Origin of the sequence: Amycolatopsis sp. YIM 10 (assembly GCF_009429145.1) — a bacterium.
Classification (GTDB): domain Bacteria; phylum Actinomycetota; class Actinomycetes; order Mycobacteriales; family Pseudonocardiaceae; genus Amycolatopsis.
In genome coordinates this window covers 5,040,586-5,066,366 of sequence record NZ_CP045480.1, presented here as the reverse complement: position 1 = coordinate 5,066,366, position 25,781 = coordinate 5,040,586, and the positions used below count along the sequence as shown (strand labels likewise).

22 protein-coding genes and 1 pseudogene are annotated in these 25,781 nt (G+C 70.7%); 11 read left to right on the top strand and 12 right to left on the bottom strand.

The annotated features are described in order from the left end of the window. The first annotated feature begins 1 nt into the window (after position 1). Genes YIM_RS24135 through YIM_RS24125 form a run of 3 tightly spaced genes read left to right on the top strand, consistent with a single transcriptional unit; the run spans position 2 to position 6,394 of the window. Complete coding sequence (locus YIM_RS24135; RefSeq protein WP_153032506.1) at positions 2 to 3,250, top strand: GH92 family glycosyl hydrolase; 3,249 nt, start codon at positions 2 to 4, stop codon at positions 3,248 to 3,250. Beyond that, on the top strand, positions 3,247 to 5,355 hold the full coding sequence (locus YIM_RS24130; RefSeq protein WP_153037207.1) for an FUSC family protein: 2,109 nt from the start codon (positions 3,247 to 3,249) through the stop codon (positions 5,353 to 5,355). Before YIM_RS24135 ends, YIM_RS24130 begins: the two co-directional genes overlap by 4 nt. A gap of 49 nt (positions 5,356 to 5,404) precedes the next feature. Then, positions 5,405 to 6,394, top strand: coding sequence for a malate dehydrogenase (locus YIM_RS24125; protein ID WP_153032505.1), 990 nt, complete (start codon positions 5,405 to 5,407; stop codon positions 6,392 to 6,394). 332 nt (positions 6,395 to 6,726) lie between these two features. Here the strand turns inward: YIM_RS24125 and YIM_RS49275 are convergent, their stop codons facing one another. Further along, positions 6,727 to 7,032 carry a hypothetical protein gene (locus YIM_RS49275; RefSeq protein ID WP_255463061.1) on the bottom strand — a complete coding sequence of 102 codons (306 nt, stop codon included), beginning with the start codon at positions 7,030 to 7,032 and terminating at the stop codon, positions 6,727 to 6,729. Positions 7,033 to 7,066: 34 nt separating this feature from the next. Here YIM_RS49275 and YIM_RS49710 point away from each other — a divergent pair. The 3 genes and pseudogenes from YIM_RS49710 to YIM_RS24115 form a co-directional block, all read left to right on the top strand. Then, positions 7,067 to 7,114 (top strand): annotated as a pseudogene (locus YIM_RS49710) (hypothetical protein); the annotation flags it as partial. Between the two features lie 64 nt (positions 7,115 to 7,178). Next, the gene (locus tag YIM_RS49270; RefSeq protein WP_370469028.1) at positions 7,179 to 7,547 is read left to right on the top strand and encodes a hypothetical protein; all 369 of its coding nucleotides are present in this window, start codon (positions 7,179 to 7,181) and stop codon (positions 7,545 to 7,547) included. Next, a complete protein-coding gene (locus tag YIM_RS24115) occupies positions 7,544 to 7,696 on the top strand; it encodes a hypothetical protein (protein ID WP_153032504.1) in 153 nt (50 codons plus the stop codon). Before YIM_RS49270 ends, YIM_RS24115 begins: the two co-directional genes overlap by 4 nt. 58 nt (positions 7,697 to 7,754) lie before the next feature. Here YIM_RS24115 and YIM_RS24110 read toward each other — a convergent pair whose 3' ends face one another. Genes YIM_RS24110 through YIM_RS24095 form a run of 4 tightly spaced genes read right to left on the bottom strand, consistent with a single transcriptional unit; the run spans position 7,755 to position 12,420 of the window. Continuing rightward, positions 7,755 to 9,806, bottom strand: coding sequence for a M3 family metallopeptidase (locus YIM_RS24110; protein ID WP_153032503.1), 2,052 nt, complete (start codon positions 9,804 to 9,806; stop codon positions 7,755 to 7,757). Continuing rightward, positions 9,803 to 10,507: a histidine phosphatase family protein gene (locus YIM_RS24105; protein WP_153037206.1), complete on the bottom strand. Its 705-nt coding sequence runs from the start codon at positions 10,505 to 10,507 to the stop codon at positions 9,803 to 9,805. Before YIM_RS24105 ends, YIM_RS24110 begins: the two co-directional genes overlap by 4 nt. A 28-nt stretch (positions 10,508 to 10,535) precedes the next feature. After that, complete coding sequence (locus YIM_RS24100) at positions 10,536 to 11,375, bottom strand: undecaprenyl-diphosphate phosphatase (protein WP_153032502.1); 840 nt, start codon at positions 11,373 to 11,375, stop codon at positions 10,536 to 10,538. 1 nt (position 11,376) lies between these two features. Next, a complete protein-coding gene (locus YIM_RS24095; protein ID WP_153032501.1) occupies positions 11,377 to 12,420 on the bottom strand; it encodes an LLM class F420-dependent oxidoreductase in 1,044 nt (347 codons plus the stop codon). Between the two features lie 85 nt (positions 12,421 to 12,505). Between YIM_RS24095 and YIM_RS24090 the strand changes: the two genes are divergently transcribed. The 3 genes from YIM_RS24090 to YIM_RS24080 all read left to right on the top strand — a co-directional run bounded on the left by YIM_RS24090 (position 12,506) and on the right by YIM_RS24080 (position 14,784). After that, positions 12,506 to 13,471 (top strand): aldo/keto reductase, encoded by a 966-nt coding sequence (locus YIM_RS24090; protein WP_194240274.1) that lies wholly within the window; start codon positions 12,506 to 12,508, stop codon positions 13,469 to 13,471. 105 nt (positions 13,472 to 13,576) lie between these two features. Then, positions 13,577 to 14,569 carry a YncE family protein gene (locus tag YIM_RS24085; protein ID WP_153032500.1) on the top strand — a complete coding sequence of 331 codons (993 nt, stop codon included), beginning with the start codon at positions 13,577 to 13,579 and terminating at the stop codon, positions 14,567 to 14,569. After that, positions 14,566 to 14,784: a DUF5703 family protein gene (locus YIM_RS24080; protein WP_113691926.1), complete on the top strand. Its 219-nt coding sequence runs from the start codon at positions 14,566 to 14,568 to the stop codon at positions 14,782 to 14,784. Before YIM_RS24085 ends, YIM_RS24080 begins: the two co-directional genes overlap by 4 nt. A 178-nt stretch (positions 14,785 to 14,962) precedes the next feature. Here YIM_RS24080 and YIM_RS24075 read toward each other — a convergent pair whose 3' ends face one another. Then, positions 14,963 to 15,889 (bottom strand): proline dehydrogenase family protein, encoded by a 927-nt coding sequence (locus YIM_RS24075; protein ID WP_153032499.1) that lies wholly within the window; start codon positions 15,887 to 15,889, stop codon positions 14,963 to 14,965. 3 nt (positions 15,890 to 15,892) lie between these two features. Further along, entirely contained in the window at positions 15,893 to 17,524 is a 1,632-nt protein-coding gene (gene pruA / locus YIM_RS24070; protein ID WP_153032498.1) for an L-glutamate gamma-semialdehyde dehydrogenase, read from the bottom strand. An 87-nt stretch (positions 17,525 to 17,611) separates the two neighbouring features. Here pruA and YIM_RS24065 point away from each other — a divergent pair, with 87 nt between their 5' ends. Continuing rightward, positions 17,612 to 19,195, top strand: a complete 1,584-nt coding sequence (locus YIM_RS24065; RefSeq protein ID WP_153032497.1) for a CdaR family transcriptional regulator — start codon at positions 17,612 to 17,614, stop codon at positions 19,193 to 19,195. Between the two features lie 43 nt (positions 19,196 to 19,238). Further along, positions 19,239 to 20,453, top strand: coding sequence for an SGNH/GDSL hydrolase family protein (locus YIM_RS24060; RefSeq protein WP_153032496.1), 1,215 nt, complete (start codon positions 19,239 to 19,241; stop codon positions 20,451 to 20,453). A gap of 76 nt (positions 20,454 to 20,529) precedes the next feature. Here the strand turns inward: YIM_RS24060 and YIM_RS24055 are convergent, their stop codons facing one another. Genes YIM_RS24055 through YIM_RS24040 form a run of 5 tightly spaced genes read right to left on the bottom strand, consistent with a single transcriptional unit; the run spans position 20,530 to position 25,771 of the window. Further along, positions 20,530 to 21,942: a Gfo/Idh/MocA family protein gene (locus YIM_RS24055; RefSeq protein WP_153032495.1), complete on the bottom strand. Its 1,413-nt coding sequence runs from the start codon at positions 21,940 to 21,942 to the stop codon at positions 20,530 to 20,532. 16 nt (positions 21,943 to 21,958) lie between these two features. Next, positions 21,959 to 22,081 carry a hypothetical protein gene (locus tag YIM_RS49705; protein WP_255463059.1) on the bottom strand — a complete coding sequence of 41 codons (123 nt, stop codon included), beginning with the start codon at positions 22,079 to 22,081 and terminating at the stop codon, positions 21,959 to 21,961. A 44-nt stretch (positions 22,082 to 22,125) separates the two neighbouring features. Then, positions 22,126 to 22,911: a DeoR/GlpR family DNA-binding transcription regulator gene (locus YIM_RS24050; protein WP_153032494.1), complete on the bottom strand. Its 786-nt coding sequence runs from the start codon at positions 22,909 to 22,911 to the stop codon at positions 22,126 to 22,128. Continuing rightward, the gene (locus YIM_RS24045) at positions 22,908 to 24,692 is read right to left on the bottom strand and encodes a DUF5107 domain-containing protein (protein ID WP_153032493.1); all 1,785 of its coding nucleotides are present in this window, start codon (positions 24,690 to 24,692) and stop codon (positions 22,908 to 22,910) included. Before YIM_RS24045 ends, YIM_RS24050 begins: the two co-directional genes overlap by 4 nt. Beyond that, the gene (locus YIM_RS24040; protein ID WP_153032492.1) at positions 24,692 to 25,771 is read right to left on the bottom strand and encodes an ABC transporter ATP-binding protein; all 1,080 of its coding nucleotides are present in this window, start codon (positions 25,769 to 25,771) and stop codon (positions 24,692 to 24,694) included. Before YIM_RS24040 ends, YIM_RS24045 begins: the two co-directional genes overlap by 1 nt. Positions 25,772 to 25,781: the final 10 nt, after the last annotated feature.

Here is a 25,781-nt window from a genome sequence, read left to right as displayed (position 1 = left end):
CATGCCCGATCAGCCGACCGAGTTCTTCTCGTCCTTCGAGCACGGCGACCCCGCGCCCGGCAGCGGCGACCGGCTCCGCGTGCACGTCGGGGCGGGTCCGGCGAACGCACCCGCGGCGAAGCCGGGCGCCGGCTTCAGCGGACTGGCCGCGCTCAACTACCGCACCGGGGTGGCCGGGCAGGCGCGCACCGGGCTGTTCCGCACGGACCTGGCCATCACCGAGCGCAGCGAACTGTCCTATGTGGTGTTCCCCGAGGCGGATCCGAAGTGGCGCGCCACCTTCGTCGCCATCGACATCGAGTTCGACGACGGCACCACGCTCGCCTCGCTGCACCTGCGCGACCAGCACGGGTTCGAGGTCACCGCCAAGGCGCAGGGCCTGGCCAAGAAGCTGTACCTGGACCAGTGGAACCTCGTCCGCTGCTCACTGGCCGCGGCCGCGGGCAAGCGCGCCAAGGCGATCCTGCTCACCACCGAACTCCCCGACGGCGGCGAAGAGGTCTCCGGCTGGCTCGACGACGTGCGCATCACCGAGCGCGAGCCCGCCACCGGCCTCGAACCGGTGGACCGCGTGCGCACCACGCGCGGCACGCATTCGGCGAACAACCGCTCACGCGGCAACAACATCCCGGCCACCGCGCTCCCCCACGGCTTCAACTTCTGGACCCCGGTGACCGACGCCGGTTCGACCACCTGGGTGTACGAGTACCACCGGCGCAACAACGGCGCGAACCGCCCGGCGCTGGAGGCGTTCGGGCTGAGCCACCAGCCGAGCCCGTGGATGGGCGACCGCCACACCTTCCAGGTGATGCCACGCATCGGCGAGCTGACGGTGGACCGGCAGGCCAGGGCACTGGCCTTCGACCACGCGAACGAGCTGGACCGGCCGTTCCACTACCGGGTGCGCTTCGACAACGGCATCACCGGCGAGATCGCGCCCGCCGACCACGCCGCGATGCTGCGGTTCACCTTTCCCGCCGGGAAGGCGCACCTGATCTTCGACAACGCCGCCAACCGCGGCGGGCTCCACCTCCGGTCGAACGGCACGGTCACCGGCCACACCTGGGTCCGCAGCAGGCTTTCGGTGGGCGCGCGCCGGATGTACGTCTACGGCAAGGTCGACCGTCCGGTGACCGCGGCGAAGAAGGTGCGCAACCCGCTCTGGCGCACGGTCACCGGTCACCTGAGCTTCGAGGTCGGTGAGCAGGAGTCGGTCAGCCTGCGGATCGCCACCTCGCTGATCAGTCTGCGGCAGGCGCAGCACAACCTGGAGCTGGAGGTCCCCGACGGCACCAGCTTCGAGGCCGTGCGCGACCACGCGCGCGAGGAGTGGCGCAAGGTACTCGGCCGCATCGAGATCGAGGGTGCCAGCGAGGACCAGCTCACCACGTTCTACTCGAACCTGTACCGGCTCTACCTGTACCCGAACTCCGCGCACGAGAACACCGGCACCGCCACGTCCCCGGTCTACCGGCACGCGAGCCCGGTGGTCCGCACCACCCGGCTGAGCACCGGGCGGCGTACCGGCGCCAAGGTGCTCGACGGGCCGATGGTGGTGAACAACGGCTTCTGGGACACCTACCGCACCACCTGGCCCGCGTACGCGCTGTTCAGCCCGGAGCGCTGCGGGCAGCTCGCCGAGGGTTTCGTCCAGCAGTACCGCGAAGGCGGCTGGATCTCCCGCTGGTCCTCCCCCGGCTACGCGAACCTGATGACCGGCACCAGTTCCGACGTCGCCTTCGCCGACGCCTATCTCAAGGGCGTGCGCAACTTCGACATCCAGTCGGCCTACGACGCCGCGCTGAAGAACGCCACCGTCACCCCACCGACCAAGAGCGTCGGCCGCAAGGGCCTGGACGAGTCGATCTTCCTCGGCTACACGCCGGTGTCCACACCGGAGGGTCTGTCGTGGGCGCTGGAGGGCTGTGTCAACGACTTCGGCATCGCGAACCTGTCGCGCGCGCTGTACGAAGCCGCCGACGAGGACGATCCGCGGCGCGCCGAATACCTGGACAACCTGCGTTACTTCACCAGCCGCGCGCTGCACTACGTCCACCACTTCGACAAGCGCATCGGGTTCTTCCAGGGCCGCGACTCCGCCGGTGGCTGGCGCTGGAGTCCCGAGCAGTACGATCCGGCGGTCTGGGGCTTCGACTACACCGAGACCAACGGCTGGAACATGGCCTTCACCGTGCCGCACGACGGCAACGGGCTGGCCAGCCTGTTCGGCGGCCGCAAGAAGCTCGAATCCACTTTGGACACCTTCTTCGCCACTCCGGAGACCGGTCTCAAACCCGGCTCGTACGGCGGCATCATCCACGAGATGACCGAAGCCAGAGACATCCGGCTCGGCCAGTACGGGCATTCCAACCAGCCCTCGCACCACATCCCGTGGATGTACCTGCACGCCGGCGCCCCGGCCAAGGCACAGGCCGTGGTGCGCGAGGTGCTGCTGCGCTGTTACCTGGGCAGCGAGATCGGCCAGGGTTACCCCGGCGACGAGGACAACGGCGAGATGTCGGCGTGGTACCTGTTCGCCGCGCTCGGTTTCTACCCGCTGGCCATGGGCAGTCCGTCCTATGTGCTCGGTGCGCCGCTGTTCACCAAGGCCACCGTGCACCTGGACAACGGCGATAAGCTGGTGATCAACGCGCCCGGCAACACGGCGTCGACGGCGTACGTGCGCGGGCTGAAGGTCAACGGCGAGCCGTACTCGAAGACGCACATCCCCCACGAAACGCTCGCCAAGGGCGCGGTGCTCGACTTCGACCTCGCCGAGGAACCCGGCGACTGGGGCACCGGCGAGGACGATCTGCCGCCGTCGATGACCACCGGCGAACTGGTCGCCGAGCCGCTCGCCGATCTGCCAGGCCGGGGCCGGTGCGCCGACAACGACGTCTCACAGCTGTTCGACAACACCAGCCGCACCCAGGTGAACTTCGCCACCGCCACGCCCACCGTCGAGTTCACCGTGGACGGTGAGCCGAAGCCCGTTCTGCTGTACACGCTGACTTCCGCGCTCGGTGAGGGCGACCCGTCCGCGTGGGTGCTGGAGGGTTCCGACGACGGCGAATCGTGGCGGATCCTGGACGAGCGCACCGGCCAGGTGTTCCGCTGGCGGCGTCAGACCCGGCCGTTCTCGCTGAGCGCCCCGGCCGCCTGCCGCCACTACCGGCTCCGTGTCACCGCGGGCACCGACCGGCGGATCAGCCTGGCCCAGTGGGAGCTGCTCGGGAGCACCACCGCATGATCGGCAGGCTCGCGGCGCTCACCGCGTTTTCCTCGACGGCACGAGATCGGCTCGTCGCGTCCGACCCCGGCTTCGGCAGGCTGCGCCTGGCCCTGTCCGCGATCTTCGGCATCGTGCTGGCCGTGCTGGTGCTGCTGCCGTTCGGGCAGCCGCTGACCGTGGTGATGGTCGGCGCGATCGCCGCCATGCTCAGCGCGTTCACCGTGCACGAGGACACCACGCGCAAGGAACTCGTCACCCTGCTGCTGGTGTTCCTCGCGGGGGCCGCCTCGCTCACCCTGGCCAGCCTCGGCGCCTCGCTGCCACCGCTGGACGGCGTGATCTTCGTGCTGCTGATCTTCGTCGCCGTCTACGCGCAGCGGTGGGGTGCGCGCGGCATCGCGCTCGGCTCGGCCACCTTCTTCCTGTTCTTCTTCGCCATGTTCCTGCAGACGCACCTCGGCCAGGTGCCCGCGCTGCTGGGCGCGCTGGTCGCCGGGATCCTGGCGAACTCCTTCGTCCGGCTGGTGCTGTTCCCCCGCCGACCGGCCAAGGAGCTGCTGCGGGTCCGCCGGGCCTTCCGCGCACGGCTGGCGGCGGTGATCCGCGCCGCGCACGCGTACCTGGAATCGGGCAGCCGCAACGACAAGCAGCTGCGCACGGCGGCGAACCGGATGCACGAATGCGTGCTGATGGTCGAGGACGTCGCGCCGGACGTGGTGGACGAACGCGCGGTCGGCGTGCTGCGGCGGCGGGCGATCGAGGTGGAGCTGGCCGTCGAATGGCTGGTGATCACCCTGCGCCGCACCGCCACCGAGGACCTCGACACCGAAACCAGGGCGGACCTAGTCGCCGCGCTGCGCCGGTTCGGCACGCTGATCGGCCGCGATCCGCGCGAGCTGCCGGTGATCAGCGATTCCGCCGAGTTCAGCCAGATGCTGGTGGCGGGCAGCCGGATCGGCGAGCACGCCAGGCCCGGTGACGAGCTGCGCCACGCCATCGCCGAACTGGCCATCGCCGACGTCAACGCCCAGCGCGTCGCCGAGAACGACGAACTGCCACCCGAAGACGCGTCAGCCGCCGAAGAACCCGAGCGCAAGGCGGTCTTCACCTACGACAACCAGACCCGCGGCGCCATCCAGGCGGTGGTCGGCGGCGGGCTCGCCGTGCTCGGCGGTGAGCTGGTGTCCCCGCAGCGGTGGTACTGGGCGGTGCTCACCGTTTTTGTGGTGTTCCTCGGTTCCGCCACCGCGGGCGCGACCTTCGTCAAGGGCATGCGGCGGCTCGTCGGCACGCTGGTCGGCATCTTCGGCGGTGTGCTGGCCGCGCTGCTGGTGGTCGGGAACTCGCCCGCGACGCTCGCGCTGCTGCTGGTCTGCGTGTTCGGCATGGTCTACTTCTCGCGCGTGTCGCAGACGATCATGGCCTTCTTCATCACCGCCATGCTCGGCCTGCTCTACAGCCTGCTCGGCACGTTCACCGTCGAGGTGCTGTGGATCCGGCTCGCCGAGACCGCGGTCGGCGCGGCGGCGGGCATGCTCGCCGCGGTGGTGATCGTGCCGGTGCGCACCCGGTCGGTGATGCTCGACGACGTCGCCACCACGCTGGAGGACCTCCGTGCGTTCCTCGACCGCGCGGGCGAGCTGCTGTCCGGACGTGAGAATGTCAACATCATCGAGCTGTCCCGGGCCCTGGACCGCGACGTCGACCAGGTGCGCCGCACCATCGAGCCGCTCACCCATCCGGTGAACGTCAGCACCGCGCGGCGCGACCTCGGCTGGCACGTGCAGGGCACGCTGGAGTCCATCGCGTTCCGGGCGCGTCACGTCGCCGCCCGCGCCCAGCCGGGCATGTTCGCCGGTGACGAGCGGCTCCCCGAGGTGCTGGCCGGGATCACGCGCAAGGTGGACACCCTGCTCGAAGTGGTCCGGGAGCCCGCGGGCGCGGACCGGCGGCGGCTCGACCGCGAGACCGGCCTGCCGCCCGGCGAGTGCGCCGGGGACGCCACCCGGCGGTCGCTGCTGTCCAGTCTGGACCAGCTCGACGCCGAGTTGGTGGCGCTCGGGAACGCGTTCGGCGTGCGGCGTGACAAGACGCACCCCGACGCCGGTTACGGAGAGGGATAACATCGCTCGCACAAAGCCATGAGCCAACGCTGTCTGCAGGAGAATCGTGATGACCCAAGCCCCTGTCAACGTCACCGTCACCGGCGCGGCCGGCCAGATCGGTTACGCGCTGCTGTTCCGCATCGCGTCCGGTCAGCTGCTCGGCCCGGACACCCCGGTGCGACTGCGGCTGCTGGAGATCCCGCAGGCGGTGAAGGCGGCCGAGGGCACCGCGCTGGAACTCGAGGACGGCGCCTTCCCGCTGCTGGCCGGCACGGACATCTTCGACGACGCCAAGCAGGCCTTCTCCGGCGCCAACGTGGCGCTGCTGGTCGGCGCCCGCCCGCGCACCAAGGGCATGGAGCGCGGTGACCTGCTCGAGGCCAACGGCGGCATCTTCAAGCCGCAGGGCGAGGCGATCAACGCCGGTGCCGCCGACGACATCAAGGTGCTGGTGGTCGGCAACCCGGCCAACACCAACGCGCTGATCGCCCAGGCGCACGCGCCGGACGTCCCGGCCGAGCGGTTCACCGCGATGACCCGCCTCGACCACAACCGCGCGCTCGCGCAGCTGTCGAAGAAGCTGGGCGTGCCGGTGTCGGAGATCAAGAAGCTGGCCATCTGGGGCAACCACTCGGCCACCCAGTACCCGGACATCTTCCACGCCGAGGTGGCGGGCAAGAACGCCGCCGAGGCGGTCGACGACCAGGCGTGGCTGAGCGACACGTTCATCCCGACCGTCGCCAAGCGCGGCGCGGCCATCATCGAGGCCCGCGGTGCCTCCTCGGCGGCTTCGGCCGCGTCGGCCGCCATCGACCACGTGCACACCTGGGTCAACGGCACCCCGGAGGGTGACTGGACCTCGGCCGCGGTGGTCTCCGACGGTTCCTACGGCGTGCCGGAGGGCCTCATCTCCTCCTTCCCGGTCACCGCGAAGGACGGCAAGTACGAGATCGTCCAGGGCCTGGAGATCGACGAGTTTTCGCGCGGGCGCATCGACGCCTCGGTGCAGGAGCTGATCGAGGAGCGGGACGCGGTCAAGAAGCTCGGCCTCATCTGACCCCGCTGACCCCGCTGGCCGGGAGCCGCCCGCCGAAGTCCACTGAGGTCCACTGTGGACATTTGACGGCCGGCGGCTCCCCGGTTAGCGGTCCGCCGATCTGAAACGGCCGGGAGATCGGTGGCACGCTCGCTGACGGGAACGGGGTCCGCGCGCGGCTTCTTCGGGCGGACTCGGCCTGCCGAGCGACACCGCCCGCGCACTGGTCGCGGACCACGGCGCGGCGATCTATCTCGCGGCGATCGGCGGTGGCTGGCTCACCGACCGGGTACTCGGCTCCGTGCGCAGCACCCTCTACGGCGGCGTGCTCATCATGTGCGGGCACCTCTGCCTCAGTCGGCCAGCTCTACCCGGACGGCGACGAGCGCCGCGACTCCTGCTTCACCATCTACTACACCGGCACCCTCACCGCCGGCCAGGTCATCAACACGATCAGCGTGCTGGCCATCGCACTGCCCGTCCCCTACTTCGCGGTGATGCTGCGCAGCCCGCGCACCACCGCGGCCGAGCGCACGCGCGTGCTCGCCTACCTGCCGCTGTTCCTGGCCGCGGTCTGCTTCTGGATCATCCAGGAGCAGGGCGCCGCGGTGCTGGCCGAGCACACCCAGCATCGATCTCGGCGCCTTCGGCTTCACCATCCCGGCCTCCTGGTTCCAGTCGGCCGGCTCGCTGGTGCTGATCCTGATCGCGCCCGCGTTCGCCGTGCTGTGGGTCCGGCTGGCCCGGCGCGAGCGGCAGCCGTCGACCGCGGCCAAGTTCAGCTTCGGCCTCGTGGTCGCCGGGACTGTCCAGCGCCCTGCTGGTCATCCCGTCACTCGGCCACGGCCTGACCCACCCGCTGTGGCTGGTCGCGAGCTTCGCACTGGTCACCGTCGGCGAGGTGTGCCTGTCGCCGATCGGCATGTCGGCCACCACGCGGCCGGCGCCCGCCGCCTTCGCCACCCAGACGATGGGACTGTGGATCGCCTCGAGCGCGGCGGGCCAGGGCATCTCCGCCCAGCTGCTGCTCGTGGCTTCCAAGGTGTACCGCCCCGCTGCGGGCCACCTCGGCTACTCCATCCGGGTAACACCGGCCCAGGGCTGTGACAATGCGATTCCGGGTGTCACAGAATGCGGGAGTCGGATTTCCGACCACTGGGAGGAATGCGCATGAGGAAGATCCTGACCGGTCTGCTGCTGGCGGGCATGGTCGCGCTGGGTGGACTCGCGACGAGCGGGGCGGCCTCGGCCGCCACAGCCATCGAGTACGGCGGCGGTGGCGGCAACGAGTGGGTCATCACCCCGGACGCCTGGGACTGGTAGCACGTGAAAAGGCGGTGGCTCCCCCGGAAACCGGGAGAGCCACCGCCCACCACGAGAACTACGCGCCGGTCAGGCCCCGGCGCTTGAGCAGCGGGTCGATCTCCGGGTCGCGGCCGCGGAAGTTGCGGAAGGCTGTCATCGGATCGATGCTGCCGCCCCGGCCCAGCAGTTCCCGGCGGAAGTGGTCGCCGTTGGCCCGCGTCAGCCCGCCGTTCTCCCGGAACCACTCCACGCTCTCCGCGTCGAGCACCTCGCTCCAGATGTAGGAGTAGTACCCCGCGCTGTACCCGCCGCTGAAGATGTGCGCGAAGTAGGAGCTCTGGTACCTCGGCGGCACGGTCGGCACCGCCACCCCGGCCTTGCGCAGCGCCTCCGCCTCGAACGCGGCGGCGTCGGTGATCCGGTCCTCCGCGCTGATCGTGTGCCACGCCTGGTCCAGCAGCGAAGCGGCCAGGTACTCCGTGGTCGAGTACCCCTCGCCGTACTGCTGCGACTCCAGCAGCTTGTCCACCAGGTGCTGCGGCAGCGGCTCCCCGGTGCGGTGGTGCTTGGCGTAGTTCGCCAGCACCTCCGGCCACAGCAGCCACATCTCGTTGACCTGCGACGGGTACTCGACGAAGTCCCGCGGCACGTTCGGCCCGGAGAACTTCGGGTAGCGCACGTTCGACAGCAGCCCGTGCAGCGCGTGCCCGAACTCGTGGAACGCGGTGACCACCTCGTCGAAGGTGAGCAGCGTCGGCTCCCCCTCCGGCGGGCGGATGATGTTCAGGTTGTTCACCACCACCGAGCGCTCGTCCCGCAGGCCCGCCTGCTCGACGAAGTTGTTCATCCACGCCCCGCCGCGCTTGGAGTCCCGGGCGTAGTAGTCGCCGAGGAACAGGCCCAGCCCGGTGCCGTCGGCGTCGAACACCTCGAAGATCCGCACCTCGGGGTGGTACTTCGGCAGGTCGTGCCGCTCGGTGAAGCTGAGCCCGTACAACTTGGACGCGGCGAAGAACACCCCGTCGACGAGCACCCGCTCCAGCTCGAAGTACGGCCGCAGCGCGGCTTCGTCGATGTCGAAGCGCGCCTTGCGCACCTTCTCCGCGTAGAACGCCCAGTCCCAGGGCTCCAGGGAGAACTCGCCGCCCTCGGCGTCGATCTGCTGCTGCAGTTCCAGTGCTTCGGCGTTGGCGTTGGTCACCGCGGCCGGAGCGAGCCGCTCCAGCAGGCCCAGTGCCGCGTCGGCGGTGCGCGCGGTCTCGTCGGAGATGACGTACGCGGCGTGGTTCGGGTAACCCATCAGCGCCGCCCGCTCGGCCCGCAGGTGCGCGATCTTGATGATCAGCTCGGAGTTGTCGTGCTCGTTGCCGCGCTTGCCCCGCGACACCGACGCGCCGTGCAGCCGCTCGCGCACCGCCCGGTTCTCCAGCGACGCCAGCGCGGGCTGCTGCGTGGGCAAGCTCAGCTTGAGCACGTACTGGCCGTCCAGCCCACGCGCCTTCGCTGCCTCGGCGGCCGCGGCGATGGTGTCCGCCGAGAGCCCGGCCAGCTCCTCCTCGGTGTCGACCACCACGGCGAGGTCGTTGCCCTCGGCGAGCAGGTTCTCCTGGAAGCGCGTGCTCAACGTGGACAGTTCCTCGTTCAGCGCGCGCAACCTGTCCTGCTCGGCCTCACCCAGCGCGGCGCCCGCGCGCACGAAATCGACGTGGTAGCGCTCCAGCAGCCACGCCGACTCCGGGTCCAGGTCGAGCGAATCGCGCTTCTCGTACAGCTCGGTGATCCGCGCGTACAGCTTCTTGTCCAGGAAGATCGCGTCGCGGTGGGCCGAGAGCTTCGGCGCGATCTCGGCCTGCAGCTGCTGCAGCTCCGGGGTGGTGTCGGAGGAGGTCAAGTTGAAGAACACCATCGAAACCCGCCCGAGCAGCTCGCCCGAGCGCTCCAGTGCGACCACGGTGTTGTCGAAGGTCGGCGGCTCCGGGTTGTCCACGATCGCCCGCACCTGCTCGACCTGCTCGGCGATGCCCGCCTCGAACGCGGGCCGGTAGTGCTCACCGGTGATCCGGTCGAACGGCGGGAGCCGGTAGGGCAGGTCGCTGGCACTGGCGAACGGGTTGTCCGGAGAGATCATGCGCGGCCCTTTCGACCAGTCGAACCACCGATGACGGCATCGGAGGACTTCTTACCCTTCTTACCCCGCTTCGGCTTCGGTGGCACGAGTCCGCTCAGGTCACCGCCGTTGTCGTTGACCCGCACCACGAACGGCCGCGTCTCGGTGTAGGTGACCACGGAGAGCGAGCCGGGATCGACCACGATCCGCTGGAACGAGTCCAGGTGCTGGCCCAGCGCGTCGGCGATCAGCGACTTGAGCACGTCGCCGTGACTGCACAGCAGCCACACCGCGTGGTCGCCGTGCGCGGCGGTGATGCGCGCGTCGTGCTCGCGCACCGCCTCGACCGCCCTGGTCTGCATCGCGGCCAGGCCCTCCCCGCCGGGGAAGACCGCGGCCGACGGGTGCGCCTGCACCACCCGCCACAGCGGCTCGGAGACCAGGTCCTTGATCGCCCTGCCGGTCCACTCGCCGTAGTCCACTTCGGACAGCCGGGCGTCCACCACCCGGTCCAGCCCCTGCGCGGCGACCAGCGGCGCGACGGTCTGCTTGCAGCGCAGCATCGGCGAGACGACCAGCCCGGACAACGGGATACCGGCCAGGCGCTCGGCCAGTGCCTCGGCCTGCGCCCGGCCGGTTTCGTCGAGTCCGACCTTCGGCGTGCGCCCGGCCAGCACACCCGACCCGTTCGCGGTCGAGCGGCCGTGCCGCAAGAGGATCACAGTGCCCACGGCGCCAGCCTAGATGACGTCAGTGGCCTGCCGGGCCCGCATTGGGATCAAGGACGCCGCCGAAGACGAGGCCGAACAGGACGATGCCCAGCACGATCCGGTAGATCACGAACGGCAGGAAGCTCCGCTTCTTGATGTAGCTCATCAGCCACGCGATCACCACGTAACCCACGCCGAACGCGACCAGGGTGGCCAGGATCGTCGGCCCCCACTCGGGGCTGTTCTCCCCGCCCACGTCCTTCAGCTTGAACAGCCCGGAGGTGAACACCGCGGGCAGCGCGAGCAGGAACGAGTATTCGGCCGCCTCCGGGCGCTGGTAGCCCATCAACCGGCCGGCGCTGGTCGTGCCACCCGAGCGCGACACGCCCGGGATCAGCGCCAGTGCCTGCGCGAACCCGAAGCCGAGACCGTGCTTGACGGTCAGGTGGTCCAGCGTGCGCTCGTTCTTGCCGTAGGTGTCGGCCAGCCACAGGATCACGCCGAACACGATCAGCATGGTCGCGGTGATCCGCAGGTCTCGGAACGAGCTGTCGATCTGGTCCTGCAGCAGCAGGCCGAGCACGCCGATCGGCAGCGTGCCGACGATGATCAGCCAGCCCAGCCTGGCGTCCGGGTTGCTGCGCCACTCCGGCTTGTACAGCGAGTAGAACCAGCCGGTGAGGATCCGGCCGATCTTCTTCGCGAAGAACAGCACCACGGCCAGCTCGGTGCCGATCTGGGTGACCGCGGTGAACGCCGCGCCCGGGTCGTCCCAGCCGGCCAGTGCGGCGGTGACGCGCAGGTGCGCGCTCGAGGAGATCGGGAGGAACTCGGTCAGGCCCTGGACCAGGCCGAGCACCAGTGCTTCGAACCAGCCCACGTCAGCTCCCCGCCAGCTCGATCGCCTCGGCGGCCACGTCGAGCGCGGTCCGCCGCGCGTCGGCGTCGCCGTCGTAGGGCGCCACGGTGAGCGTGGTCACGCCCGACTCGGCGAAGGCGGCCATCTTCTCCGCGATCCGCTCCTTCGGCCCGAGCAGCGCGGTCGCGTCCAGGAACTCCAGCGGCACCGCGGCCATCGCCCCGGCGTAGTCCTTGGCCAGGTACTTCTCCTGCACCTCGGCGGCCTCGGTCTCGAAGCCCATCCGGCAGGCGAGCTGGTTGTAGAAGTTCTTGTCCCGGCTGCCCATTCCGCCGATGTAGAGCGCGGCGTAGGAGCGCACGGCGTCCGCACAGGCCTTCCAGTCCGCACCGGTCACCAGCGGCACGGTCGGCGCGATGTCGAGGTCGGCCAGCGAGCGGCCCGCCTTCTCGGCCCCGGCCCGCAGGTGCTTCAGGTGCTCCTCGGCGTGGGCCGGGGAGTAGAACACCGGCAGCCAGCCGTCGGCGATCTCGCCGGTCAGCTCCAGGTTCTTCGGGCCGATCGCGGCCAGGTAGGTGGGAATGTGGTCGCGGACCGGGTGCACGGTCAGCGCCAGCGCCTTGCCGGGACCGTCCGGCAGCGGCAGCTGGAAGTGCTTCCCGTCGTAGCGGACGCGCTCGCGGCGCAGCGCCGCGCGCACGATGTCGACGTACTCGCGGGTCCGGCCCAGCGGCGAGCCGAAGCGCACACCGTGCCAGCCTTCGGAGACCTGCGGCCCGGACACGCCGAGGCCGAGGCGGAACCGGCCGCCGGACAGGGTGTCCAGCGTGGCGGCGGTCATCGCGGTGGTGGCCGGCGTGCGGGCCGGGATCTGCAGCACCGCGCTCCCGACGTCGATCCGCGAGGTCTGCGCGGCGATCCAGGCCAGCACCGTCGGGGCGTCCGAGCCATAGGCTTCGGCGGCCCAGACGACGGCGTAGCCCAGTTCGTCGGCGTGTTTGGCGAGTGTGAGGTTGGCCGCGTCGTTGCCGGCGCCCCAATATCCGAGGTTCAGTCCCAAGCGCACGGGGCCCGACCCTAAACCGGGGGATGATCACCGCGACACGCGCCTTCGTAAAGGCTCACCGGGCCCGGTTGGCTAGGCTGCGCGAATGGAGAACCGGCAGCTCGGCGCGTCCGGCCTGAGAGTGTCCAGGATGGGCCTGGGCACCATGTCGTGGGGTACCGGTACCGACGCCGAAGAGGCCGCCAGCCAGCTGGTGGCCTTCGTCGACGCGGGTGGCACGCTGGTGGACACCGCCGACGTCTACGGCGATGGCGAGAGCGAGCGGGTGCTCGGCTCCCTGCTGGGCGACCTGGTGCCGCGCACCGACATCGTGCTGGCGACCAAGGCGGTGGCCCGCAGCGGTGACGGCCCGTTCAGCGGCGGCGCCTCCCGTGGCGCGCTGCTCACCGCGCTCGACGGGTCCCTGCGCCGCCTCGGCGTCGACCACATCGACCTGTGGCAGCTGCACGCGTGGGACTCCGCGGTGCCGATCGAGGAGACGCTGTCCGCGGTGGAGTTCGCGGTCACCAGCGGCAAGGTGCGCTACGCCGGGGTGTCGAACTATTCGGGCTGGCAGCTGGCCACCGCGGCCGCGATGCCGTCCGGTGTGCGCCTGGTCTCCACGCAGATGGAGTACTCGCTGCTGCAACGCGGGATCGAGCGCGAGGTGCTGCCCGCCGCCGAGCACCACGGCATCGGCATCCTGCCGTGGGCGCCGCTCGGGCGTGGTGTGCTGACCGGCAAGTACCGCACCGGCACGCCCGCCGACTCGCGGGGCGCCTCCCCCACCTACGCCGGGTACGTCGAGCAGCACCGCACCGAGCGCGCGGCCCGCATCGTGCAGGCCGTGGTGACCGCCGCGGACGGGCTGGGCACTTCGCCGCTGGCGGTGGCGCTGGCCTGGGTGCGGGACCGGCCCGGCGTGGTCGCGCCGGTGGTCGGCGCCCGCGACACCGGACAGCTGACCGGTTCGCTGATCGCCGAGGAGATCACCCTGCCGCCGGCCATCCGGTCCGCGCTCGACGACGTCAGCTCGATCGAGACCGGTTACCCGGAGCGATGGCCGCACTGACCGCGCCGACTGCGCTGGAGGTGTCTGTTAGGTGACAGCCGCGTGACGTGCCGTGGTTTCTACGGGATGCTTGAAGTGTTGGACTCACGGTCGGGAGGACTCGGATTGCGCCGGTTGCTTGTCGCTTCGCCCCTGGTGGTCACGCTGGTGTTGAGCGGCTGCACCACGGGGAGCGACCAGTCCGACGACCTGCAGCTGGTGGCGAACCCGGTGGCCGCGACCGCCGCGCCCTCCCCCGCCCGCTCCGCCGAACCAGCCGGGCGGGTGCTGCCCGCCTCGCCGGTGGGCACGGTGGCCGTGGCGGGCGGGGTGCTCGCCGTGGCGCTGACCGAGCCCTCGATCCAGCTCTACGACCTGGCCGACCTGGGCAAGGCGCCGCGCACGGTGGCGCTGCCGGCGCCCGCCGAGCAGCTCACTCCCGACGGTGACCGGCTGCTCGCCAGCCTGCCCGGGGCGAGCGCGCTGGCCAGGGTGAACCCGGCCGACGGCAGCTTCACCACGGTCCCGGTCGCCGGGCAGCCCGCCGCCGCCGATCCGCGTGGCGCGCGGACCCTGGTCGCGGTCCGCGATCGCAAGGCGGTCGACGTGCTCGACGGCGACCAGGTCTCGAAGTCCATCACCGGCCAGATCTACAGCGCCGACGAGGTGCTCACCGCCGGGGAGAGCACCGTCGTGCTGGACCGGCTGCGCACCGCGCTGTTCGAAGTGGACCTCGCCGGCGGCACGGTCAAGGAGGGCCTGCGGGCCGGGGACGGCGCCACCAACGCGGTGACCGACCGCTACGGCCGGGTGCTGGTCACCGATTCGCGGGCGGGCTCGCTGCTGGCGTTCTCGTCCGCTCCCCTGCTGCTGCGGCAGCGCTTCCCGGTGCCGGGCGGGATCTACGGCATCGCCTACGACGCCCAGCGCGATCTCGCCTGGGTCACGCTCACCGAGCGCAACGAGGTCGCCGCGTTCGACGTCGGCGGCGGCGAGCCGGTGGAGAAGTTCCGCTTCCCCACCGTCCGCCAGCCCAATTCGGTGTCAGTGGACCCGGCGAGCGCGGCGGTGGTCGTCGGCTCGGCCGCGGGAGAAGGGATCCAGGTGATCGAACCGTGACCGAGGCGGTGGTCGAAGGGGACTGGGAGTATCGCCGGCTGCAGCTGCCACCCGGCGTGTCGCGACTCTCCGCGGCGATCCAGCTCTCCATCCAGGCCGAGTTCTCCGGCTGGGAACTGTCCAACGTACGGCTCTACGCCGACGGCACCCGCCGAGTCTGGCTCCGCCGCCGGCGCTCACTCGCCACAGCCGGGGTGCCGGGCCCGAGCCTGTAACCAGCCGCGCGCACCACTCCCGCCCGGCTCTCCATGGGCAGTGCCGTGAAGCCACTTTCACGGCCGATTCCGGCTGAAAAGCCACCTGCACGGTATCCCGCCCCACCACACAATCGCGACCCGGGCACCCAAACCAGAGCACCGCCCAGACCCCCCACCCCACCCATTCGAAAAAGCTCTACCCCCGCGACGTAAACGACCGCAAGAAAAAGGCCACATTCGCCGGCCGCTCAGCCAGCCGCCGCATGAAGTACGGGTACCACTCCGTGCCGTACGGCACGTATGCCCGCAGCCGCATCCCACGCGCCGCGAGCGCGCGCTGCGCTTCCGGCCGGACGCCGTAGAGCATCTGGAACTCGAAGTCCTCGGCCGACCGGTCGTGCTGCATGGCCATCCACTCCGCGATGTCCACCAGCCGCGGGTCGTGGGTGGCCACCATCGGGTAGCCCTGACCGGCCATCAGCACCTTCAGGCACCGGACGTACGAAGCGTCCACTTCGGACTTCTCCCGGTAGGCCACCGAAGCCGGTTCGTCGTAGGCGCCCTTGCACAGCCGGATCCGCGAGCCCGGCCCGGCGAACTCGGCGCAATCCGCCTCCGTGCGCTTCAAATAAGCCTGCAACACCGTCCCGGTCGACGGGAAATCCACCCGCAGCTCCCGCACGATCGACAGGGTCGAATCGGTGGTCGTGTGGTCCTCCATGTCCACCGTGACCGTGGTGCCGACGGCGGCCGCGGCGGCGCAGATCTGCCGGGTGTTCTCCAGCGCGATCTTGTCGCCGTCCACCGGCAGCGCCTGGCCCAGCGCGGACAGCTTCACCGACACCTCGGCGCGGTCGGCCAGCCCCTCCTCGCCGAGCGTGCGCAGCAGCGCCCGGTACGCGTCGACGGTCCGCTCGGCCTGCGCCCGGTCGGTGGTGTCCTCGCCGAGGTGGTCGAGCGAGACCAGCCGGTCCTCGGTGAGCCGCCGGACGTTCTCGATGGCCTGGCCGAGTTCGTCACCGGCGACGAACCGGTCGACGATGGGACGCATCACCGGCGCCCGCTCCGCGAGGGTGCGGAACGAGGCGGACCGGGACGCGGCGATCAACGCGGAGCGGAGCATGGCTCAGTCCTCCAACTGGTGCGGGTAGCCGGTCGAAACCGGCGGCACGAAGGTTTCCTTGACCGTGCGCGGGCTGATCCAGCGCTGCAGGTTGTAGATCGAGCCCGCCTTGTCGTTGGTGCCGGACGCGCGCCCGCCGCCGAACGGCTGCTGGCCGACGACCGCACCGGTCGGCTTGTCGTTGACGTAGAAGTTGCCCGCCGCGAAGCGCAGCGCCTGCGACGCCTTGACCACCGCGTTCCGGTCGTTGGCGATGATCGAGCCGGTCAGCCCGTAGGCCGCGCCCTGGTCGACCTGCTTGAGCACGGTCTCGAAGTCGCTGTCCTCGTAGACGTGCACGGCCAGGAACGGGCCGAAGTACTCGGTGCTGAACACCTCGTGCGTGGGGTCCTCGCCGACCACGACGGTCGGGCGCACGAAGTAGCCCTCGCTGTCGTCGGCGGTGCCACCGGCGACGACCCGCAGCGAGTCCGACTCGTGCGCCAGCTTCAGCGCCCCGGCCAGCCGGTCGTAGGCTCGCCGGTCGATCACCGCGCCGAGGAAGTTGGTCAGGTCGGTGACCGGGCCCATCTTCAGTGCGTCCACTTCGGACACCAGATCGTCGCGCAGCCGGTTCCACACCGAGCGAGCCACGAAGGCACGCGAGGCGGCCGAGCACTTCTGGCCCTGGAACTCGAAGGCGCCGCGGATCAGCGCGGTACGCACCACGTCCACGTCGGCCGACGGGTGGGCGACGACGAAGTCCTTGCCGCCGGTCTCCCCGACCAGGCGCGGATAGGTGCGGTAGCCGGAGATGTTGGCGCCGACGGTCGACCACAGGTGCTGGAAGGTGCGGGTGGAGCCGGTGAAGTGGATCCCGGCCAGCGCCGGGTCGGCCAGCGCGACGTCGGAGACGGCCAGCCCGTCGCCGGTGACCAGGTTGATCACGCCCGGCGGCAGCCCGGCCTCTTCGAGCAGGCGCATGGTCAGGTGCGCGGCCAGGCCCTGCGTCGGCGACGGCTTCCACACCACGGTGTTGCCCATCAGCGCGGGCGCGGTCGGCAGGTTTCCGGCGATCGCGGTGAAGTTGAACGGGGTGATGGCGTAGACGAAGCCCTCGAGCGGGCGGTAGTCGAGCCGGTTCCACACCCCCGGCGAGCTGATCGGCTGCTCGGCCTGGAGCTGCCGGGCGAAGTGCACGTTGAAGCGCCAGAAGTCGGCCAGTTCGCAGGCGGAGTCGATCTCGGCCTGCACGGCGGTCTTCGACTGGCCGAGCATGGTCGCCGCGTTCAGCGTGTCGCGCCACGGGCCGGACAGCAGGTCGGCGGCGCGCAGCAGCACCGCGGCGCGCTCGTCGAAGGGCAGCTCCCGCCAGGATTCGGCGGCCCGCAGCGACGCGGCCACGGCGGCCTTCGCGTCGGCGTGCGTGGCGTTCGCGGTGGTGCCGAGCACGTGGCTGTGCTTGTGCGGCTGCACCACGTCGATGCGCTCACCACCGGCCATCCGCTGCTCACCGTCGATCGTCGAGGTCAGCTCGAACCGGCGGGATTCCAGTTCGGCGAGCTTCGCGACGAGCGAGGCCCGTTCCGGCGAACCGGGGGCGTACTCGCGGACGGGTTCGTTGCGGGGTGCGGGCGGCTGGGTGATCGCGTCCATAGCCGCCAACGGTAAGCACGCGACGCCACCCTGGGATTGTCTGATCGGCTAGGCTTGGTGGAGATTCCCTGTTCGATCGGACAACACATGACCGACGGCCCCTCCCTCCGGCAACTGCTGGCGGCGATCGGCGAGCCCCTGGTCCAGCTGGGCGCGGGGTCGGCCGACCTGCCCGTGCACGGCCTGGCCATTCTCGACCCGGACGACGAGCCCGGCGCCTACCGCGGTGAGCTGGTGCTGATCATCGGCGCGCGCGGCCGGGACGCGTTGCGGTACCTGCGGGCGGCGGCCCGGCGCGGGGCCGCGGCGGTCGCGGTGAAGTCCGAGGAACCGGACACCGCCCAGCTCGAAGCCGCCGCCGGGGACGCGGGCATCGGGCTGCTGGTGGTCCAGCCGCGGGCCCGGTGGGATCAGCTCTCGGCGTTGATCAGGGAACTGCTCGACAGCGCGGCGCTGACCGCGGGCCTGCGTGACGACAGCTCCGACCGGGACCTGTTCTCGCTGGCCCAGACCGTCGCCGCGCTGACCGGCGGCATCGTCAGCATCGAGGACGCGACCTACCGGCTGCTGGCCTACTCTCGCTCGGACGACGAGGTCGACGAGCTGCGGCGGCTGACCATTCTCGGCTGGAAGGGACCCGAGCGGTACCTCGACCTGCTCCGGGAATGGGGCGTCTACCGGCGGCTGCGCTCCGGTGAGGAGGTGGTCGACCTGGAGGAACGCCCCGAGCTGGGCATCCGGCGGCGGCTGGCGGTCGGGATCAGGGCCGGGAGCCAGCACCTCGGCGCGATCTGGGTGCAGCAGGGCGGGCAGCCGTTCACCGAGCAGGCGGGCAGCGCGCTGCTCGGGGCCGCGCGCATGGCCGCGTTGAGCATGCTCACCCAGCGCGGGCTGCCGGGCACACGGTCACGGGACGAGCTGGTCACCGGTCTGCTCGACGGCCGCGTCAGCGCCGACCTGGTCGCCGGGCAGCTCGGACTCGACCCGGCCGCGTCGTCGGTGGTGCTCGCCTTCGCCGCCCGCACCATCGAGCCGGACCTGCCCGAGCACGAACTGCACCTCGCCGAACTGGCGCGGGTGGTGTCGGTGCACGTGGCCGCGCATCGCCGGGGCGCGCTGGTCGGGTCGATCGGCGGCCGCGTGTACGCGGTGCTCCCGGCCGCCACCGCACCGGTCGCGCTCGCCGAACGCATCGTCGAGGTGCTCAAGGCACGGACCGCGCTGACCGTCCAAGCCGGAATCGGCGGCGCGGCACCGTCCCTGCGGCAGGTGGTCACCTCGCGCGCGGAGGCGGACCGGGTGCTCGACGCGATCGGCCGCACCCCGGACCGGCCGGTCGGCAGCATCGGCGACCTGCGCGCCGAGGTACTGCTCGGCGAGACGCTTTCCTTGCTGGAAGCCAAACCCGAACTGCACGACCCGGCCGTGGAGTCCCTTGTGGAGCACGACACCGCGCACGGCACGGAACTGGCGGGCTCGCTGCTGGCCTATCTGGACGCACTCGGTGACGTCCGCGCGGCGGCGGCCAGGCTGCACGTGCACCCGAACACCTTGCGTCACCGGATCCGCCGCGCGGGCACCGTCGGCGGCATCGACCTGGACGATCCGGCACATAGGGTGGTCTGCCACCTGAACTTGTTGCTGGCACAGCGAAATCCGGCTATCACCTGAACGGCGGTCGCTGCACCGGTCCCGGGCGCTGAAAGGTGATCACATGCGGCGAATCCTGGCCGCCGGGGCGATCGTGGTGGCCGCCCTCGGCGTAGTGACGGCATCAAGCAACGCGCAGAGCCCGGACCTCCCCGGCAACTGGGTCGGCACCTGGGCCGCGTCCCCGGCCGCCGGGGTGCCCGGCACCGAGGGCGGTTACCCGAACTACTCGATCCGCAACCTGGTCCACACCAGTGTCGGCGGCGCGTCGGTGCGGGTCCGGCTGTCCAACGCCTTCGGCACCACGCCGCTGACGCTGGGCAAGGTGACCGTGGCGGTCTCGGCCGAGCCGAACACCCCGCGAGCCGTGCCCGGCTCCATGCGCACGCTGACCTTCGGCGGCGCGGAGACCACGATGGTGCCCGCGGGCGCCGAAGTGCTCAGCGATCCCGCACTGCTGCGGGTGCCGCAGGACGGCGACCTGCTCGTCACCACCTACACGCCGACCCCATCGGGTCCGGTGACCTTCCACCCGGCCGCCCAGCAGACCTCGTTCTTCACCAAGGCCGGTGACCTGGCAGGCGAGGAGTCCGGGGCGTCGTTCACCGAGCGGACCTCGGTGTGGCACTACGTGTCCGGTGTGGACGTACAGAGCCCGGCACGCGGCTCGGTGGTCACGCTCGGCGACTCGATCACCGACGGGGTCGGTGGCACGGCGGGCACCAACCAGCGCTGGCCGGACTTCCTCAGCGACCGGCTGATCGCGGCCGGGCGCCCGCTCGGCGTGCTCAACGCGGGCATCAGCGCGAACCGGCTGCTGCTCGACGTACCGGGCTCCGGCGCCGGGCGCAACGCGCTGGCGCGCCTGGACGAGGACGTGCTGAGCCTCGGCGGGGTGAAGACGCTGGTCGTGCTGGAGGGCATCAACGACATCCAGCAGACCCCGCACCAGACCGATCCGGCGCAGATCATCGCGGCGTACCGGCAGATCATCGCGCAGGCGCACGCGCGCGGCATCCGGGTCATCGGCGGCACGCTGACCCCGTTCAAGGGGTGGCGCGTCTACGACGAAACCCTGGAGGCGACGCGGCTCGCGGTGAACGAGTTCATCCGCCACGGTGGCGCCTTCGACGGTGTGGTCGACTTCGACGCGGCGATCCGGGACCCGCAGGACCCGCTGCGCATGCTGCCCGCCTACGACTGCGGTGACCACCTGCACCCGAACGACGCGGGCTTCAAGGCCATGGCGGACGCCGTCGACCTGGCCCTGCTGCGCTGACCCCAGCCGACCCCGATGCCGTGAAGGTGGCTTTCACAGCGGATTGCGCCGTGAAAGCCACCTTCACGGCGTACCGTCAGGCGGGCTTCGGTGAGTCGACGCCCGCGTGCGGGGTCTTCCAGTTGTTCCGCGTGAAGTCCGGGAACGGGATCGCCGCGCCCTTGTGCTTCACCGACATCACGCCCAGCGGCAGCGGCGCGCTCCACGCGGCCGAGTCGTAGACGTCGATGTCCGGCGGCAGGCCAAGGGTCAGGCACTGCACCAGGCGCCACAACATGATGTAGTCCATTCCGCCGTGCCCGCCGTCGCCGCCGCCGACCTCGGTCCACAGCCAGTGGTCGAACGACTTGTACGCGTCCCACGAACCCCACTGGTGCCCGCTGTGGTCCGGCTCGACGTAGATCCGCGCCGGGTAGTCCTCGAAGGCGCCCTTCGTGCCCGCGATGTAGTTGAGCCTGCTGTACGGGTGCGGGCTGGACACGCCGTGCACCAGGTGGATGACCCGGCCCTTCGCGGTCTGGATCAGGCTCATCGTGACGTCGCCCTTGACGTAGGTCTCCTGCCAGGACGAGTCGTCGCGCGGCACGTGCGCCTCGCGGTACTCGGCCAGGCCGAGCGCGGGCGTGCTCATCGTGCTGATGCGTTCGAGCCGGTCACCGCGGTGGATGTCCAGGTACGCCGCCACCGGGCCGAGCCCGTGCGTCGGGTACAGGTCGGTGTTCAGCTTCGTGTGCCACGTCCGCCGCCACTCGTCGGCGTAGTACGTGTCCGAGAACAGCAGCTCCCGCAGGTCGTGCAGGTAGGCGCCCGAACCGTGCAGCACCTGCCCGAACTTCCCGGCGTGCACCATCCGCAGCGCGCGCATCTCGTTCTGCCCGTACGAGCAGTTCTCCAGCTGGATGCAGTGCCTGCCGGTCTGCTCGGAGGTGTCCACCAGCTCCCAGAGGTCCTTCACGGTGATCCCGATCGGGCACTCCACGCCGACGTGCTTGCCCGCGCGCATCGCCGCCAGCGCCATCGGCGTGTGCCATTCCCACGGCGTGGCCACGTAGACGAAGTCCACGTCGTCCCTGGCCACCAGCTGCTCGAAGGCGTGCTCGCCGTTGGTGTGGACGGCGGGTTCGGGCTGACCGGCGCCGGTGACGACCTTGGCCGCCTTCTTCGCGAACTCCGGGCGGGTGTCGCACAGCGCGGTGACCTTCGCGCCCGGTACACCGAGCAGGTCGGTCAGCATGCCCCCGCCGCGGTTGCCGAGGCCGATGATGCCGAAGCGCGGGTTCGGCGTCGCCTTGAACGGCACCCCGATCATCGACTTGCCCCGCCGCTTCGGCCACGATCCCGAGTCCTCGCCCACTGCCGGGATGCTATCGGCGGCCGCGGCGGACTGCCCGCCGAGCGTGACCAGCCCCGCGCCCATGCCGGCGATGGCCGTGTTCCGCAGCAGCGCGCGCCGCGACACACCAGGGTGCTCCGAGGGTTGCTCAGCCATTTCTCCTCCAGATCCCTCAGCCGGCGAGGCCGAGATCGATGACGGTGAACTCCTGGGTGAAGCGCGTGGTCTCCGGCACGGTGAAACTCATTGCCGACCGTCCGTTCGTTACTGATTTTTCTAAGCTTGTTTCGCGCATAAGTCAACATTCGCGAGCAGATTCGAGCAGTAAGGAGCAGAGGCTCAAACCGTGCGCAGGCGCACGCCCGCGGCGGCGAACCCGGCTTCGACCCCGGCCACCACCGGGGCGTCGGTGACCACGAGATCCACGTCCGCGATCGGGCAGATCCGCGCGAACGCGCGCTTGCCCAGCTTCGAACCGTCGGCCGCGACCACCACCCGCGCCGCGCGCTCGACCATCAGCCGGTTGATGTCGGCCTCGCCCTCGTGGTGCGCGTAGGCACCGGCCGCCGGATCGATCCCGTCCACGCCGAGGATGAGCAGGTCCAGCGAGATGTCCGCGAGCACGCCGGTGGCCAGCGGCCCGGTCAGCTCGAACGACCGCGGGCGAGCCACCCCGCCGGTGACCACCAGCTTGACGTGCCGGCGCACGGCGAGTTCACCGGCGATGTCGAGCGCGTTGGTCACCACGGTCAGCGCGGGCCTGCCCGGCCGGTGGTCCAGTTCGGTCCTGGCCGCGATCGCCCTGGCGATCTCGGTGGTCGTGGTACCGCCGTTGAGCCCGACCACCGCGCCCGGTTCGACAAGCAACGCCACGTTCCGGCCGATCCGCGACTTCTCCGGGGCCTTGAGCGCGCTCTTGTACCGCAGCGGCAGGTCGTAGGAGACGTGCGTGGCGATGGCACCGCCGCGCGTGCGGATCAGCAGCTGCTGCTCCGCCAGGTGGTCCAGATCGCGGCGGATGGTCGCGGCCGAGACCGCGAGTTCCTCGGCCAGCACCTCGACCACCACCTTGCCGCGCTCCCCGACCACCGCCAGCAGCCCGCTGAGCCGCTCGTGCCGGTTCAAGGAGCCGCCATCCGGAAGTCGTATCGCCGGGGCAGCGGCCGGGCACCGCCGAGTGCCCGCTGGATCTCCGCCCAGGTGTCCGAAAGGGACGTGTCGCCTTCGCGGATGTCTGGGACGTCGAATCCCGCCAGGTACACGTCCTCCGCGCCGACCGCGTCCCCGGCCGCCAGCAGAGCGCGGGCGGTGAGCAGTTGGAGCCGGCCGGTGCGCACGGGTGCGGCCGCGAGCATCGCCAACGCGTCTTCGGCTTGACCGGCCGCGAGTACCGCCTCGATAGCCTCGACTGCCAGTTCGGCCGGAGCCAGTTCGAAGGCTCGTCTCAACCGGGAAACCTCGCCGGTGGCGACGGCGAGATTTCGCAGTGCCCAGGGATTTTCGGCTTCCTCGAGCGACGCGCGCCAGGCTCGTTCGGCGGCGAGTTCGTCTCCGGCGTACCAGTGCGCGACGCCGCGGTGGTACCAGACCAGCCAGTTCGGCTCGGCCGCCGCCAGCTCCGCCCGCCAGGTCACCAGCGTGCCGTCCGGCGGTGTGCGCGGGTCCGGCGCGGCCATCCCGCCGTCGAGCAGGTCGAGCCACGGCTGCTGCCGCTCTCCCAGCGTGCTGTCCGGGAACGGCGTGCCCGGGAGGGACCTCGGGGTACGCCGCTGTTCGAGTGCGCCCCAGCCGGAACCGGTGTGCAGCCGCTCCCCCGGCTCCTGGTCCGCCACGGCCAGCCATTCCTGGAAACGGTCGTCCACATCGGACTCCGCGTCGGCCGGTCCGTAGGTTTCCAGCCACTCCCGGGACTCACCACCGGGTAGGCGCAGATGTTCCAGTTGCGTGCGCGCCAGACCGGCCTGTATCTCCAGGTAGCCGTGCTCCGATCCGGGCGAAAGCCATTCCTGCCAGCGTCTGCCGCCCTCGGACGTGCCCCAGACGAACAACTTCCGTCCACGCAGCAGCCCGGTCGACGTCTGCCGCAGGCCGTACCCGGTCTCGTCGACGGCCGCGATCCACGGCCGCTGACCGGGTTCGAGGTCGAAGAAGAAGTCGGCGGCGTGCTCGTAGGCGTTCGGATCGACCTCCGACGGCATGGGGATCCGGTCGAGGCGGCCACCATAACCGTAATGCCAGGCGTGCTGCGCGGGCGCGAGCACCCTGGTGCCCGGTGTCCGCGGCACGGCGATGTTCGACCACCAGTACAGCGGCACCTCGTGCGCTTGCGGGTTCCGGACCCGGATGCCGACCAGCAGCACCGGAGACTCCTCCGGCAGCCGGAAGTCCAGCTGGTACGGCAGGTTCCGGGTGCGTTCCCACTCCCACAACCGGAGCCCGTCGGCACCGGCGAGCGCCGCGTGCATCGGCTCACAGGTCATCGTGGTGTGCCCGGTGCTGCCCAGGTTCCACTCGACCCCACCGGCGAACCAGGCGTCCCGCAACGCCAGGTTGGCCGGTTGCAGCACCGGATTGCGGAACAGCAGCTCACGGCCGCGGACCTTGTCGTACAGCGAGTGCAGGCGGCCCCCGAGCGACGGCAGCACGGTCGCACGAAGCTTCGTGTTCTCCAGCACCACCGCGGGCAGCGCCTGGTCGGTGCGCTCGCGGCCGTACCCGTTCCGCACCAGGCACGGCAGCACGCTGTCCAGCTTCCCGTACCGCACGCCGTCGGCCAGGTCCGGCGGCAGTTCGTCCACATTGGTCACCTGCTGCGCGGCGGTCAGCGGGCGCAGCGGCGGCAGCGGGTTCTCCCGGCCCACCGAAGCCACCGGCAGCACCAGTTCGGTGCGGAAGACACGCGTCATCAGTCCGGCAACCGCTCTCCGGTGGCTTCGTCGAACAGGTGCACCGCGCCAGGACGCGGGGAGAGCCCGAGCCGCTCACCACGCTGCCAAGCCGCCATGCCCTCGGTCCGCACGGTCAGCACCTCATCGGTGTCCCCGGCGACCGCGCAGTACAGGTACTGATCGCTGCCGAGTTCCTCGACCACTTCGACCACCGCCCCGATGCCGTCGTCGGCCGCGCCGACCGTCCAGCCCTCCGGCCGCACGCCGACCACCACGCGTTCGCTGGTCAGTGCCGCGCGCTGGGCCGGGGCCAGCGGCAGGTGCGTGCCGCCGACCACCGCTCCCTCACCACCGATCCTGGTGTGGATGAGGTTCATCGCGGGAGAGCCGATGAACCCGGCGACAAAAACGTTCACCGGCCGCGAGAACAGCCCGATCGGGGTGTCGCACTGCTGGAGCAGGCCGTCCTTGAGCACCGCGACCCGGTCACCCATGGTCATCGCCTCGACCTGGTCGTGCGTGACGTAGATGGTGGTCACGCCGAGCTTGCGCTGGAGCGAGGCGATCTGCGTGCGGGTCTGCACCCGGAGCTTGGCGTCCAGGTTGGACAGTGGTTCGTCCATGCAGAAGACCTGCGGGCTGCGCACGATCGCGCGGCCCATGGCCACCCGCTGCCGCTGGCCGCCGGACAGCTTCGCCGGCTTGCGGTCCAGATACGGCTCCAGGTCGAGCACCTTCGCCGCCTCGGCCACCGCCCGCTCGCGTTCGGCACGCGGCACCTTCTGGATCTTCAGGTGGAAGCCGATGTTCTCGGCCACGGTCATGTGCGGGTAGAGCGCGTAGTTCTGGAACACCATGGCGATGTCGCGGTTCTTCGGCGCCATGTCGGTCACGTCGCGCTCGCCGATGTGGATGCTGCCCTCGTCCACGCCCTCGAGCCCGGCGAGCATCCGCAGCGTGGTCGACTTCCCGCAGCCCGACGGGCCGACGAGCACGAGGAACTCACCGTCGGGCACGTCGAGGTCGAGTGCGTCCACCGCCGGGCGGTCGGAGCCCGCGTAGTACCTGGTCGCGCCCCGGAACGAAACGCCTGCCATAACTTGTCTC